The following is a 14,090-nucleotide window of genomic DNA, read 5'->3' as shown; positions in this document are numbered from 1 at the left end:
CGGTGTCGACCGCCGCCTTGCCGGCCGCGACGTCCGCCGCGGCCTGGCCCTGCGTGGCGACCGCGTTGTCGTAGTCCTGCTTGCTGACCGCGTTCGCGGCGACCAGCACCTTGTAGCGCGCGACCAGTGCGTTCTGCGTGACGAGGTTCGCCTGCGCCCTCGCGAGCGTCGCCTTCGCGCTGTTCAGCGCCGCGATGTACGGCGCCGGATCGATCTTGTACAGGCGCTGACCGGCCTTCACGTCGGTGCCTTCGGTGAATTCACGGCGCAGCACGATGCCGTCGACCCGCGCACGGACCTGCGCGACGAGAAACGCGCTGGTGCGGCCCGGTAATTCGGCCACCGCCGGCACAGCTTGAGGCTGCACGGTGACGACGCCGACTTCCGGCGTTTGCGGCGGCGGCGCCGATTCTTTCTTCCCGCACGCGGCCAGGAAAACGGCAGCCGTTGCGGCAGTGATTAAGCGGTATGGAACCCGTTCGACGCGCATGGAGCGACCTCTCACAATTAGACGACCTTCAATGGGAATCACCAGATCTCCTCATGGCCCTGACGCGCGGCGGACCTGCAGCTTCCTGTCCGCCGCGGATGCGGACACGTGTTGCGGGTGTGCGTTGCACCCGGCGGAGCGTTCGTTCGCCGAACTGCTTCCGAAAAAGAATGGCGAGCCCGCTGCCTCGGCGGGATCGCGTTGCCGTGCGTTCTGCCAGACTGCTAGCGCGCGGGCCGGAATGCGGCGCCGGCGAATTCGATGAACGCGCGCGCGGCGGCCGGCAGACGGGCGGCACGCGCATGCGCGAGCTTCAGCGTGACGGGCGCGAGCGGGTGGAGCGGCGCCACGCGCACGAGCGTGCCGGCCGCCAGATCGGCGTCGACGAGATACGCGGGCAACACCGCCGCGCCCATGCCGGCCACGGCCAGCCGTCGCGCCATCTCGAGATGGCCGACGCCCGTATTGCCGGGCGCGACGCCGGATCGAATCCCGGCCGCGTGGTCGTCGTCGGCCGCCGGCAACTCGAGCCGCACGGTCGCGATGTCCGGCCAGTCGCCGGACGCAGCCGCGCCGCCGTGCGCGGCAACATAATCGGGTGCCGCGACGCGCACGGATTCGTACGCGGCCAGCGTATGCAATGCGTGCGCGCCGGACACCGGCATGCCGTCGGTCAGGAACGCGACGTCGATGTCCTCGGTAGTCAGGTCGACGTGGGCATCGGTCAGCGTCACGGTCGGCCGCACGTCCGGAAACCGGTGCACGAAACGATCGAGCAGTGCGCTCAACTGGCTGAGCCCGAACGCCACCGGCGCGGCCACGCGCAATACGCCTTCCGGCTTGCTGCCCATCGCGACGAAGCGGCCGTCGATCTCGTCGATCGCACCGAGAATCCGCTCGACGCGCGCGAGATACAGCTCGCCGATTTCCGTCAGCGACTGGTGGCTCGTGCTGCGTTGAAGCAGGCGCGCGCCGAGGCGCGTCTCGAGCGCATCGACCAGCCGGCTCGCCATCGCCGTCGACACGCGCAACCGCGTCGCCGCCCGGCGAAACCCGCCTTCCCTTGCCACCGTCACGAATGCCCGAATCGATTGAAGTTGGTCCATTTGTCCGGATTTCCCTGCACGGACGACTGCCCGTCTATCTGCACCCGACGCCGCGCCATAGCCCGCCCGCATCGGCCCGGCCAATGCGGCGGCCCCGACACCGGCTCCGCCGGGTCGGTCGACACGTTCGCGACTGGGATGCGTCGGCTTGCAACGGACGCAAGCCGGCCTCGGCAAGCCCGATGCATGATCGTTCAATCGCAGTCCTGATTCTTTCCCGGCGATTCGCGGCGGCGACACGCGGGCAAGGCCGGCGGTGTCCGCGCATCACGCGGACGGTGTTGCCCGTATCGTCCGGGCGCGCTGAATCGCATTTCCTTCAGCAGGTGCAATGGTAGGGAAACCGCCGGAAAATGGCTTGCCCGATCCTGCGATTGTTTTGCCTTAATTTCCGAATTTGTGCGCCGCACACCCCGCCACGACAGGCGACGCGGCCGCCGACCATGCAGGTCCGGATGATCGGGCTAATTTCGGACAGGTTTAGGCAATCCCGCGCACGCAACTGGCCGTAGGATGTGACCGCCGTGCCTGCGCCCCGGCATCGGATCGCAACGCGCGCATCGCATCGCCCACTCCGCCAACCGCTCACGTAACATGGAAATCGACGCCCGAACGCCGCCCCAACCGCGCCACCCACCGGATCACGATGCTCGGTCGCCAGCCCGATCGCCCGCGGCCCGGCTCGCGGCGCTGATCGCCGCGTACGCTCCGCACGACGGCATGTTCGACCTTCCGTTGCGCGGCATGCGCGTCGCGCGCGCCTCCGCGCCGCCACCGCAGTGGAACCACGGCGTGCACCACGCGTGCCTGAGCATCGTCGGGCAGGGTGCGAAGTCGATGCGGGTCGGCGACGATACCTACACGATCGACGAGTCGCGGATGCTGGTCGCCACCGCCGACCTGCCAGCGACCGGACGCGTGACGCGCGCGAACCCGGCCGAGCCGTTCCTTTACGTGCAACTCGAACTCGATCCGCGCCGCATCGCGGCGCTCACGCCCGTCGTCTTTCCGCGCGGGCTGCCGAAAGCCGTCGACTATCGCGCACTCGACACGCTCGACGCGACGCCCGAAATCGTCGACGCCGTCGCGCGGCTGATGCAACTGATCGCACAACCGGACGACCTCGACCTCCTCGCACCGCTGATCGTCGACGAAATCCTCATCCGGCTGCTGCGCGGCCCGTCGGGCGCGCGCGTCGCGCAGATCGGCGACGCCGATTCGACGACCCAGCGCATCTCGCGCGCCGTCGCATGGATTCGCGATCACTATCTCGATCCAATGGCGGTCGACGCGCTCGCGCGACAGGTGGAGATGAGCCCGTCGACCTTCCACCATCACTTCCGTGCGGTCACGTCGATGAGTCCGTTGCAATGCCAGAAGGTGCTGCGGCTGCAGGAGGCCCGCCGCCTGATGTGCCTGTCGGCGATGGATGCGCGGCAGGCATGCCGCAGTGTCGGCTATGTGAGCGCGTCGCAGTTCAGCCGCGAATACGCACGGCTGTTCGGCGACGCGCCGGGCCGCGACGTCGCGCGGCTGCGCGGCGAAGCGGTGCCGCTGTCGCGCGTCGCACCATGAACGCGTATCGCATGCGGTTCGCTGCTCACCGCGAACCCGATCGTCGGGCCGGCTACTCGCTCACGGGAGCGAAGGCGCCGCCGCCAGACTGACGTCGACGCGTTTCGGCAGGATGCCGGCTTGATAGAACACATCCGCGATGCGCTGCTCTTTAACGCAGGACTCCACATTATTTATATTGAACCGAAAGACAGTGCGCGGTACTCACGTACCGATCATGCATGAATCAGGCATGACGGGACACGCAGCAAGCGTTCAACGCAGCCTCGTCGGCGGACAGCATCTCCGGCACGCATTCCCGCAGGAAATCGACGAACGTGCGGATCTTCGCATCGAGATACTGACGCGACGCATACAGCGTATAGACCGTCAGCTTCTGCAACCGGTAATCGGGCAGCACGCGCACCAACGCGCCGCTCGCGAGCGCGGGCAGCGCAGCCGACATCGGCAGCGGGCCGATCCCGAGCCCCGCGCGTAACGCGGCGCCGAGCGCATCGGCGATATTCACCTGGAAATCGGGCACCGCCAGTTCGAACGTTTCGCGTCCGTTCGGGCCGTCGAGATGCCAGCGGTCGCGCGGAAAGAGCGACGTGACGAGCCGCAGGCACGCATGCCCGGCGAGATCGCTCACCGTGCGCGGCGTGCCGCGCGCCTTCAGGTAGGCAGGCGACGCGCACAACACGCTGCCCACGTCGCCGAGCCGCTGCGATACCAGCCCGGAATCGGGCAGCTCCGTCGTGCTCAACTGCAGCGACACGTCGTAGCCTTCGTCGATGATGTCGGGCACGTGCTGCGACAGCGTCAGCTCGACCGCGACCGACGGATAGCGTTCGCGGTAGCGCACGACCGCGGGCACCACGTAGGACTGGCCGAAACTCGTCGTCGCGTGGACGTGAAGCCGTCCGGACGGCTTCACCTGTGCATCGGCCGCCTCGGCTTCCGCTTCGTCGATATAGCCGAGGATACGCTGGCAGCGGTCGAGATAGCGCTGCCCGGCGTCGGTCAGCGCGATGCGGCGCGTGCTGCGGTTGAGCAGGCGCGTGCGCAGATGCGTTTCGAGTTGCGCGACCGAACGCGACGCGTAGGCCGTCGTGATGTCCAGGCGCTGGGCCGCGCTCGTGAAGCTGCCCTCTTCCGCGACCCGGACGAAAATGCGCATCATCTGTAACGTGTCCATCGACCTGTCCCCGGGGATTGTCACGTCGCGCCGCCGTGCGGCCAGGGTGCCGGCAGCGCGGGCACACGCCGGTCTGGCGCGAATTGTGCGGAACAGTACAGCAGCGTTGCAGGCGTGTCCAGTTCGCCGTAGGCGGTGTGATCCGGAGGCCGAATCGTGCTGCGGAGCCGCTCGCCGCGCGGCATCCTGGCCGGGCGGGCATGCGTACCGGAGGGACCTGCAGGCCCACCGCTGCGGTCGGCAAAAACTCCCCGCCGGCCATGATCCCGCTCTCGATCGACGCCCTGCGCATCTAGCGCATCTCACGCATTACGCGGCCGCGGCAGCATCGAACGGATTGCGCAACACGATCGTGTCGTCACGCTCCGCGCCGGTCGTGATCATCGAAACCGGCGCGCCCGCCACGGCCTCGATGCGCGAGATGAACGCCTGCGCGGCCCGCGGCAGCGCCGTACGCTCGCGTACGCCCTTCACGGAACCTTGCCAGCCTTCGAACCGTTCGTAGAGCGGCTTCGCGCGCGATTGCGCATCGAGGCTCGCGGGCAAATGATCGACGCGCGCGCCGTCGAATTCGTAACCGACGCACAGCTCGATCGACTCGAAACCATCGAGCACGTCGAGCTTGGTCAGCGCCAGCGAATCGATGCCCGAGATCCTGACGGCCTGACGCAGTTGCGCGGCGTCGAGCCATCCGCAGCGTCGCGGCCGGCCGGTGTTGACGCCGAATTCCTGTCCGCGCGCACGCAGCGTTTCGCCGGTCGCGCCAGTCAGCTCGGTGAGGAACGGTCCGCCGCCGACCCGCGTCGCATACGCCTTCGTCACACCCAGCACGTGGCCGAGCTTCGACGCACCGAGCCCGGTGCCGGCCGCCGCAGCCGATGCCACGGTGCCCGACGACGTCACGAACGGATAGGTGCCCCAGTCGATGTCCAGCATCACGGCCTGAGAGCCCTCGAACAGGATGCGCTCGCCGCGATCGGTCGCGTCGTTGAGGTCGGCCCACACCGGACGCACGAACGGCAGGATCTTCGGTGCAAGCGCGACCAGCACCGCCAGCATCGCGTCGCGATCGTATTCGTCGAGCCCCAGGCCGCGGAACCACGCGTTGTGATGGTCGACGAGCACGTCGAGTTTGGCCGCGAGCCCGCCCGGTTCCGCGAGATCGCCGACACGCAGCCCGCGACGCCCGACCTTGTCCTCGTAGGCTGGCCCGATCCCGCGCAGCGTGGTGCCGATGGGTTCGCGGCGCAAACGCTCCTGCGCCTGGTCGATTGCACGATGGATCGGCAGCACCAGCGTCGCGTTCTCGGCGATCGACAGGTTGTCCGGCGTCACCGACAGCCCGAGTTCGGCCATCCGCCCGATTTCCGCGAGCAGCGCTTCCGGGTCGAGCGCCACGCCGTTGCCGATCACGCCGCGCTTGCCGCGCACGATGCCGCTGGGCAGCAGCGCGAGCTTGTACGTGTTGCCGCCGACGACCAGCGTGTGGCCCGCGTTGTGGCCGCCGTTGTAGCGTGCGACGAGATCGGCCTGCGCCGCTAGCCAGTCCACGACGCGCCCCTTGCCCTCATCGCCCCATTGGGCACCCACCACCACCACGTTCGGCATGCTCCGTACTCCATGTGAGAAATTCAGACATTCGCTCGGCCAGGTCGACCGTTTGTGTGCCATATTGGCGGAGCCGGATCACTCGATCAAACGATTAAACCTGAAACCTCGCGTGAGTAAATATCACGCGAAACGATGCAATGGCCCGACGACTCCCTCCGTTGAATTCGCTGCGCGCGTTCGAAGCCGCCGCGCGGCTTGGCAGTTTCACGCTGGCCGCCGACGAGCTGTGCGTCACGCACGGCGCGATCAGCCGGCACGTGCAACAACTGGAAGCGTGGCTCGGGCGACCGCTGTTCGAACGCCACAACCGGCGCGTCGAACTGACCGCGGCCGGCCGCGCGTACCTCGCCGAGGTCGGTGCTTCGTTCGACCGGATCGCTCTTGCCACCGCGCAGCATTTCGGCCACGCGCAGCAGCGCGTGCTGCGCGTCAGCGCGCCCGCGACGTTCTCGCTGCGCTGGCTCGTCCCGAAACTGTCGTCGTTCCAGGTCGCGCATCCGGCCATCGAAGTGCGGCTGTCGACGTCGAACGAGCCGATCGACAAGCTGCGCGACAAGGTCGACCTGATCGTTCGCGGCGGCCCGCAGGCCATCGACGGGTACGTTGCGGAAGAATTCCTTTCCGAGGTCCGGCTGCCGGTGTGCGCGCCGAAGTTGCTGGAGGGCCGGTCGCTCGAGACGCCTGCCGATCTCGCCGGCTTCACGCTGCTGCACGCGGCAACCTATCCGGGCATGTGGCCGGAGTGGCTCGCGGCGGCCGGGCACCCGAATCTCGTACCGCGGCACTCGCTCACGCTCGAGCATTTCTACCTGACGCTGCAAGGCGCGCTCGACGGGCTCGGCGTCGCGATGGGGCCGATCGCGCTCGTCGCCGACGACATCGCCGAAGGCCGGCTCGTGCAGCCGTTCAGCGAACCGGCGCTGCCGCCGTGGCGCTACTTTACGTATGTGGCGTTAGCGCGGGCCGACGACGACGCCGTACGCGCGTTCAAGGACTGGCTGAAGGCAACGGGAAGCGCGACTGCGTCGGGCGGGCGGCGCTGAGCGCCCGTGCCTGTGTGTCGTGCATCTTCACGACGTGCAGGATTCCGAATCGAATTGAATAAATGTGCGGAACGTGTTTGCCTTCGTGCATCGCGCAATCGCGACACACGCGGCAAGCCGCGGATCGAACCGTGGCTTGCCGCCGGACGACGCTTACTGGCTTGCAGCGCCGGCCTTCTTCTCCGCGTTCTGCAGGTTCTGCGGATAGTTCGGATCATTGGCCGCGGGCTTGTACCCAGCGTCTTCGAGTTTCTTCAGCTCGGCGGTGTTCTTCGCACGCGCAGCCTTGCGCTCGGCTTTGCGTTTGGCCCTGGCCGCCTTGCGCGCTTCGCTCTTCGCGGCCTTGGCGTCCTGTGCAACCGGCGCGCTTGCGGTTTCCTGCGCAAAGGCCGGAACGGCCGAGCCGAACAGGAAAGCGGCTGCGGTAGCAGCCAGCGTGAGTTTTCTGATCTGGATTCGCATCGCTGAACTCTCTTTTTTGATGACCATCACGGTTTGAAAAACCATCGAGATACCGCCCCTGTCCTGACCAGTCGTCATGTCGCGGTCAGGACTTGAGCATCATAACCGTGTCGCAAAAATTGTGGCGTCAACGTGCTGGCGGAATTGGGGATACACGTATGGGAGACAACGCGGTTGGTGCGCTCGATGACCGCAACCGCAGGACTCGACCGGGCGTGAGACGCCGACGGGTGTTTCACTGGTGGAGATATCGATACGCTCAAGCGCGACGTGAGGATCGTTGTGCTTGCCCGATCACTACAGCAGCAGTCGATCCGTCCGTCACGTTATCGTTCGAAGCGGCTTGAGCGACGGTTCCTCCCATAAACGACCACGATTCGTTTCGTCGGCGGTTCAGACGGATACGTTGCATCGTTGCGGCGTGCGGTGATCTATCCGATACCGCCTGCCGCACCGTGATGCAGAAGGTTGCCTGTGTATGGAGACAAAGCGGGTTGTCGACCCGCACGTCTGACGAAAAAAGCGAGGGCTACGCGAGCGGTGAAGAAGTCGGCCCGACGGGCTGCACGGATGCGCTGACACCCATCATGAGCGAGCAACGTTCGCCGGGTGGATATGCCTGTGGCCGTGAGGTTGTCCGTCTGTGCAATCGTGCTTGCCGACTCCCAGGCGTCACACAGGGAGGTCGATCCTTTTCTGTTGCTCCCCATCGATGGTTCCTTATGTGGATGAGGGCTGCGATCTACACGGCTTGCTTATACCGGTGCCACCGCCTATCGGTGAGCTTTTACGGGACTCCGGTTTTTCGGCAGGTGAGCATGTTCGAGAGCATCGGGGAATTCGATTGCGGTGAGCTTCGGTACCGACGGCGCCCTCACGTTGATTCGGAACGATGTCGACGGACACGGCAATGACTTCCCGGGTGGAGCTCGAAAGGTAGAAAAACGGACGGGACGCTGGACGGAAAACAACCAGGGATCGGATCCTCCGGGCACAGTCCACGGGCTCAATTTGACGAGTAGCACCACAGGCGAGCGACAAAAACTTGTCCCTAGGCGAGGCAGCGCGAGCACAAAAAACCATTCGCGGGCAGTCCAGGATGATTTCGAACTCGTCAGTCGATGGTGCGGAAGGTGCCACGGGACATATTTTGGGTCCCATAAACGGGAACCTCTACGTCGAATCTGCGGATTTCCTCCCATAAGTTTCTACGTTTCGGCGCTTGTGAGTGGGTACTTACCTCTTTGGGAGGCCTTGTCAGGCCTGGAGCTTTCCGGGAACAGCGTGTCAAAGAGGGCCGAGTCGGTCTGTATTGAGGCTCCTGGCGATGGATGTCCCATAGACGACTCCCATGGGTAGCGGTTTATGGGGTTCGTCTTTCTGTGCAAGCACACGTGTGTTTACATCTTTGGTAAACCACGTTTACTTCTTTAACTACTTTTAGACGGCTCAGAGCCTTGTCTGGCAAGGGTTTGAGGGGTGTTCGGTACCCATTTATGGGAGCACAGGTGGAAGGGTTTGGGGTTTCAGGTCTGTGGATTTGGGGGTTGGGGTACCGTGTTGTGGGGAATCCGGGTTGTGGATATGGGGCGAACGTATCCGGTTATGGGAAATCGACCGTAAATCGTGCTGGGTAGTCGTCTATGGGAACACATGAAGGTAGCTCTTTATGGGGTGCTTTTCCGGGTGGGGTAGTCGGATGTAGGCACAGCGATTTTCTTTGGGTAGCCGGTTATGGGGGATCTCGAAGGTAGCTGTTTATGGGCGATTGTCTTAGTCGATTCGCTACTCGTCGCTCGAGGGCTCAATGAAGCCTTCCCATAGACAGGGCCGAGGCCCCGGACAGGTTACCGTCTATGGGGAAAACGAATGGTTGCCGTTTATGGGAGCGATTTCCACCTTCAAGCCGGAAAGCAGCTGTGCCGACCCCGCTGACAGGTACCCTCCTATGGGAAATGACAAAGGTAGCCAGTTATGGGAGAAAAAGGCGACCGTGTTGCGGGGCACCACGAATCTTCCCGGCGATCTCGATTCCGCTCGTTTGCCCCCATGGATGGGTACCTTCGTGTGGCAAATCTTGTGCCGGGTTGCGCTGTCGAGCCAGGAAAGGTAGCGGCTTTTGGGAAGTATTTTGATCAAAAGGTAGACGGATATGGGGCTCTGAACAAATCGCGCAACACGGATTTCCCATTACATATCTGATAGTTAGCTCAGATAGTGAAAGTGATGCTGGAGCAAGGGCGTTGCTCCGTCGCACGAAAAGGTATAAAGTCCGCTCTCAATAAGGCAACCTTACCCGGACACCACGATGCCGCGCAAGCCCGCAAGCAAAGGCTCAGACAAACAGGTTTCGCTGTTTCAGACACCCGAGCCGCCCGACTTGCTGCGCAAGGCGGTCCAGGCGATTCATATCGCACCGAAGTCGGGAAAGATCGGTCTGCAGCAGCGCAAGATGTTCAGCTCGTTGATCAAGAACGCGCTTCGACAGGAGGCGTTCGAACCGGGCCGGACGAGCTTCTCGATCTCGATCGCGTCGCTGTCGCACGAGAGCGGGCTGAACAGCAACAATACGAAGTACGTGAAGGATACGGTCAACTCGTTGATCAGTACCGTCGTCAACTGGGACTACCTGGCCGCCGACCGTTCGACGGTCTGGAAAGCGTCGGGCCTGCTCGCCGGCGCGGAACTCGAGCAATCGGTGCTGAAGTACAGCTTCTCCGACCAGATTCGCAGCGAACTGCTCAATCCCGAAATCTATGCGTTGATCGATATGCGGATCGCCCGCGAGTTCCGGCGATCGCACTCGCTCGCGCTGTGGGAAAACACGGTGCGCTACGAAGGGATCGGCATCACCGCGAAGATTCCACTGCCGAAATTCCGCGACCTCATTCTCGGCCAGGACAAGGCATCGCAGTCGTACAAGGAATACAAGCTGTTCAAGAGCAAGGTCCTGGTGCCATGCATTCAGGAGGTGAACGAAGTATCGGACCACACGCTCGAGTTGATCGAACACAAGTCCGGCCGCAGCGTGGAAGCCGTGCAGTTCAAGGTGACGCGCAAGCAGAGCACCGATACGGTCGAGGACGGCGACGTCAAGAACGAAGCGTTGGTCGAGGAGGTGGCGAAGTTCGGCATTCCGCGTTCGGAGGCGCGCCGGCTGATCACGCAATACGGCGTGCAGCGTATCAAGGCGGCGATCGCCTATACGCTCAATCGGACGACGAAGAAAAATGCGGCGCCGGTCGACAACGTTGCCGCGTACTTCCGCAAGGCGCTGACGCACGGTTACACGCTGGCCGACGGGCAGGGAACCGAAGCGGCCGCGCCGGCGAAGGAATCCGCGCAGAGCAAGCAGGAACAGATTCGCGACAAATATCTGGCGGCGAAGGTCGAGGAAGCCGGCGCGTATTTCCGCGAACTGGAGATCGACGACCAGACCAAGCTGATCGAGCGTTACAACGAGACGGTGGCGGGTTCGAAGGACCTGACGCTGTCACCGAAGAAGAAGGCGAGCAAGCTCGCGCAGACCAGCTTCTTCCGATGGCTGGCGCTTGATACGTGGGGCGAGCCAACCTCGGACGACCTGCTGGAATTCCTGCTGAAAAGCAGTCTCGCAGGCAACTGAACGCGGCCTCGCCGTCGTGCGGCGGACGGTGTTGCAGTCCGCCTTCGCGACGCAGCGCGAAGGCGAGGCCTTTTGCCCGTGGCGCGTTACTTTGGCGTGGCCGCCGCCAGATCGGTGACGTACGCGTCGATGACGGTCTTGAGCTTGTCGGCAAGCGCTTCCTGGTGGGATGCGTCGACGCCCTTGAGCTGCAGATCCAGACGTCCGTCCGGATAAGTCTTCAACTGGCCGATCGCGCGCGATTCGAGCGCGAAGTCATGACGGACGCTATAGCGCGTGCGTCCGGCCTTCTTGGCGCCGTCGCTTTGTGCTCGCAGGAAATTCTCGAGATCGCGGACGGATTTTTTCCGGTCGATCACGGCCGTCAGCAGCCGGTCGGCCGTCGGCTCGCCCAGGCGTTCGAAGATCAGCTTCAGGAAGTACGCGGCCTGCAGACCGACCACGTCGTTCGCACTCGCCATCCGCTCCAGCAACGTGTTCGGCAGCGCGTTCAGCGACAGCGTCTTGCTGATCGATGCCTTGTCCTTGCCGATTTTCTCCGCCAGCGTGTTCTGGTCGGCAAAGACTTTCTCGTCGAGGAGACGTTTCCACGCGACCGCATCGTCGAAGATCGTCTGGCGTTCGTGATCGTGGTTCGCCCGATACGCGATCGTATAGAGCTGCTCGGGCGTGTGATCGGTGCGGAACGTCGCATTGATCGTCTCGTCACCGTTGATGCTCGTTGCACGCAGCCGGCGTTGCCCGTCGATCACGACGAGCTTGCCGGGAAATTCTGGGAGCCGCGTGACCTTGATCGGCTCGATCTGCCCTTCCCGTTTCAGCGTCAGTGCGAGTTCGTGCAGGCTCGACTCCGAGTAGAACACGCGCGGATTGAACGGGTTCGGGATGCAGTCCTTGACCAGCACTTTCTGCGGCGCGCCCAGATCGGGCGTACCGGCGGGCGCGGTTGCGGCCGGCGCACTGGCGGGCGCCGCTTCGACGACGGCAGCCGGTGCGGCCGCCGGCTCGGGCAGCCGTGTTTCGAGCGCCGCGTTTTCCTGCGCGAGTCCGCGCAGCAGGCCGGCTGCCAGATGCAGGTTGCCGGTCGGTTTCTTGTCTTTCGAGGTGTCCTTAGCCATGGGCGGCTCCGGTAGCGCGCGTCGACGCGATGTATTGGGCCATTTCCGTGACCAGCTTTTCGATTTCTGCCCGGGCTTCCTTCAGCCCCTTCAGGTATCGATTGTGGTGATGGATCGTGGTGCCGAGCGCGAACGTCTGACGATAGACCTCGCGTTGCGCGATCTGGCTATCGAGCAGATGCTCCCCTATTTCTTCAGCCCGTAAAATTTTTAAAATTTCTTCACGCATTTTAGTTTTTCCATTGACACTATTCAGCATTAATGCGGAAGAAAGTTGAGGATTTCGAACGGCACGCATCGATTCGATCATGCGGATCATCGCAACCGTGCTGTACAAATCGGCCGGCGACGGCGAAAGCGGCACCAGGCAGAAGTCCGCCACTTCGAGGACGGAGGCAATACGTGGATCTTCCAGGTTGCCGGGGCAGTCGACGACGATCACGTCGTAGTTCGCGTCCTGCTTCTTGATCTCACCGCCGATACCGCGGCCGGCCGGCGCGAGCGACAGGACAGTCATCGGGAGTGTGTTCTCGCCGCTTGTGACCCACCGGACGGAAGTGCCTTGAGGGTCGGCATCGATCAGCGCGACCTTGTTGCCGCCGGCTTCGAACGCAGCTGCGATGTTGACGGAGATGGTTGTCTTTCCAGTCCCACCTTTTTGATTACTGACGGCGATCTTGAAAGCCATTAAATTCCTCCAAGGAGTTTTGCGTAATATATGCAGTTATTCAAGAAATGTCCAGAAAGGCGTTCCATGACGTGGTTTTTTTATGGGGTGTTGTGATTGTTACGTGACAAATAGGCCGAATAGCCGAGCGGTAGTCGAACGTAGCGACGCGATGAAAAATCACCGATACGGTTGCAAAGAACTAACGAAAAAATGGAAGTAACCCGACCGCCTTTGGTGTCCATAACGAGATCTTTAGCAGAGGCTTGGCGTTTCGTCGTGCGCACACCTCATCCGAAATCCGGTACGAATCCATGGCGGTGATGGTGTCGGTCGCCTGAAGCAGACGGTTGTCACGTGACAAAATCGTTGGATTCCCGATTTCTCCCGGGCGGACGCCCGCAGGAAATCTTCGATTCGCTTGCGACTGGGGCTCAGGAGAAATCTCTTCGCTTCAATTCCCTAGGTCGCACCGCCCATGACCATGTACGCCTATTCGGCAATGAGGTGGAGTTGTCACGTGACAAATGGATTCAAGCGTGAGTAGTAACAGCGACTTCGCGATCGTCAAGGGACGTCGTGGTGGGCCGGCGCTCGCGGCGCAGGTGACATGTTGCTCGGAAGAAAAGGTATCACCGATACCGAGAGCGTTGGTCCCCCGGCTCCTCGGTGATCGACAGGGCGAGTTGTCACGTGACAACAGGAAGCCGATGTCTGGAAGCTCGGCAGCGCGAGGCTATATAAAAAATGGAACGTCCCACGGGGCGTTGCCGCGGAACGCCGGGTAGTGAGGTCCGGACATCGTCGGGAGTGTTCCCCCATCGTCGCACGTACGCTCACGCGCTGAGGCTATGCTGCTGAGAGCTTGCGGAGACATGTCCCAAATGCGATATCGTGAGACCATTGATATGTCCCCATTTAATGAGGGTGAAGTTGGGTGTTCCCACTCGTTTCAGTTAACAGGGGCAGGGCGGCCCTCTAGCGGCACATATCAACTCTCCCGAACTGGAAAAGGCTCGACATGCGCGGGAACCCCGCATATTGACGGCAATGGGCGGGGATTCCGCATGCCGGCGGCATGTGACAACCCAAAACGGGTAGGTCGTGAAACATTCGCCCAAAATCGAAGCTTGCCGGAAATCCTTGTCTGGCAATGGGTTGCGCCATATTCTTCATCCTGTTTCACGCAAAATGCGCCTGATCAGGCTCAGAAATG

The 14,090-nt window shown here is 63.1% G+C and carries 9 protein-coding genes and 1 pseudogene; 3 read left to right on the top strand and 7 right to left on the bottom strand.

Annotated elements, in window-relative coordinates; all coding sequences use genetic code 11:
* Positions 1-490, bottom strand: a pseudogene (locus tag CFB49_RS35310) (biotin/lipoyl-binding protein); the annotation flags it as partial.
* Positions 491-714: 224 nt separating this feature from the next.
* Entirely contained in the window at positions 715-1,596 is an 882-nt protein-coding gene (locus CFB49_RS35305; protein ID WP_069619685.1) for a LysR family transcriptional regulator, read from the bottom strand.
* A 594-nt stretch (positions 1,597-2,190) separates the two neighbouring features.
* On the opposite strand from CFB49_RS35305, the gene CFB49_RS35295 reads away from it, so the two are divergent.
* Positions 2,191-3,171 carry an AraC family transcriptional regulator gene (locus CFB49_RS35295; protein WP_089493697.1) on the top strand — a complete coding sequence of 327 codons (981 nt, stop codon included), beginning with the start codon at positions 2,191-2,193 and terminating at the stop codon, positions 3,169-3,171.
* Positions 3,172-3,397: 226 nt separating this feature from the next.
* Here CFB49_RS35295 and CFB49_RS35290 read toward each other — a convergent pair whose 3' ends face one another.
* Together CFB49_RS35290 and CFB49_RS35285 are read right to left on the bottom strand one after the other, a co-directional pair.
* Positions 3,398-4,348, bottom strand: coding sequence for a LysR family transcriptional regulator (locus tag CFB49_RS35290; protein WP_069619687.1), 951 nt, complete (start codon positions 4,346-4,348; stop codon positions 3,398-3,400).
* A gap of 309 nt (positions 4,349-4,657) precedes the next feature.
* Positions 4,658-5,956, bottom strand: coding sequence for an adenylosuccinate synthase (locus CFB49_RS35285; RefSeq protein ID WP_089493696.1), 1,299 nt, complete (start codon positions 5,954-5,956; stop codon positions 4,658-4,660).
* A gap of 140 nt (positions 5,957-6,096) precedes the next feature.
* Between CFB49_RS35285 and gcvA the strand changes: the two genes are divergently transcribed.
* Positions 6,097-7,002: a transcriptional regulator GcvA gene (gcvA, locus tag CFB49_RS35280; protein ID WP_089493695.1), complete on the top strand. Its 906-nt coding sequence runs from the start codon at positions 6,097-6,099 to the stop codon at positions 7,000-7,002.
* A 153-nt stretch (positions 7,003-7,155) separates the two neighbouring features.
* Here gcvA and CFB49_RS35275 read toward each other — a convergent pair whose 3' ends face one another.
* Entirely contained in the window at positions 7,156-7,464 is a 309-nt protein-coding gene (locus CFB49_RS35275; RefSeq protein ID WP_069619690.1) for a hypothetical protein, read from the bottom strand.
* 2,308 nt (positions 7,465-9,772) lie between these two features.
* On the opposite strand from CFB49_RS35275, the gene CFB49_RS35265 reads away from it, so the two are divergent.
* Positions 9,773-11,089, top strand: coding sequence for a replication initiation protein (locus tag CFB49_RS35265; RefSeq protein WP_069619691.1), 1,317 nt, complete (start codon positions 9,773-9,775; stop codon positions 11,087-11,089).
* A gap of 86 nt (positions 11,090-11,175) precedes the next feature.
* Here the strand turns inward: CFB49_RS35265 and CFB49_RS35260 are convergent, their stop codons facing one another.
* Together CFB49_RS35260 and CFB49_RS35255 are read right to left on the bottom strand one after the other, a co-directional pair.
* Complete coding sequence (locus CFB49_RS35260; RefSeq protein WP_089493693.1) at positions 11,176-12,207, bottom strand: ParB/RepB/Spo0J family partition protein; 1,032 nt, start codon at positions 12,205-12,207, stop codon at positions 11,176-11,178.
* The gene (locus tag CFB49_RS35255; RefSeq protein ID WP_069619693.1) at positions 12,200-12,895 is read right to left on the bottom strand and encodes a ParA family protein; all 696 of its coding nucleotides are present in this window, start codon (positions 12,893-12,895) and stop codon (positions 12,200-12,202) included. Before CFB49_RS35255 ends, CFB49_RS35260 begins: the two co-directional genes overlap by 8 nt.
* Between the last annotated feature and the right edge of the window lie 1,195 nt (positions 12,896-14,090).

The organism is Burkholderia sp. AU17457, from assembly GCF_002223255.1.
GTDB lineage: Bacteria > Pseudomonadota > Gammaproteobacteria > Burkholderiales > Burkholderiaceae > Burkholderia > Burkholderia sola.
This window is presented reverse-complemented; position numbering and strand designations above follow the sequence as displayed.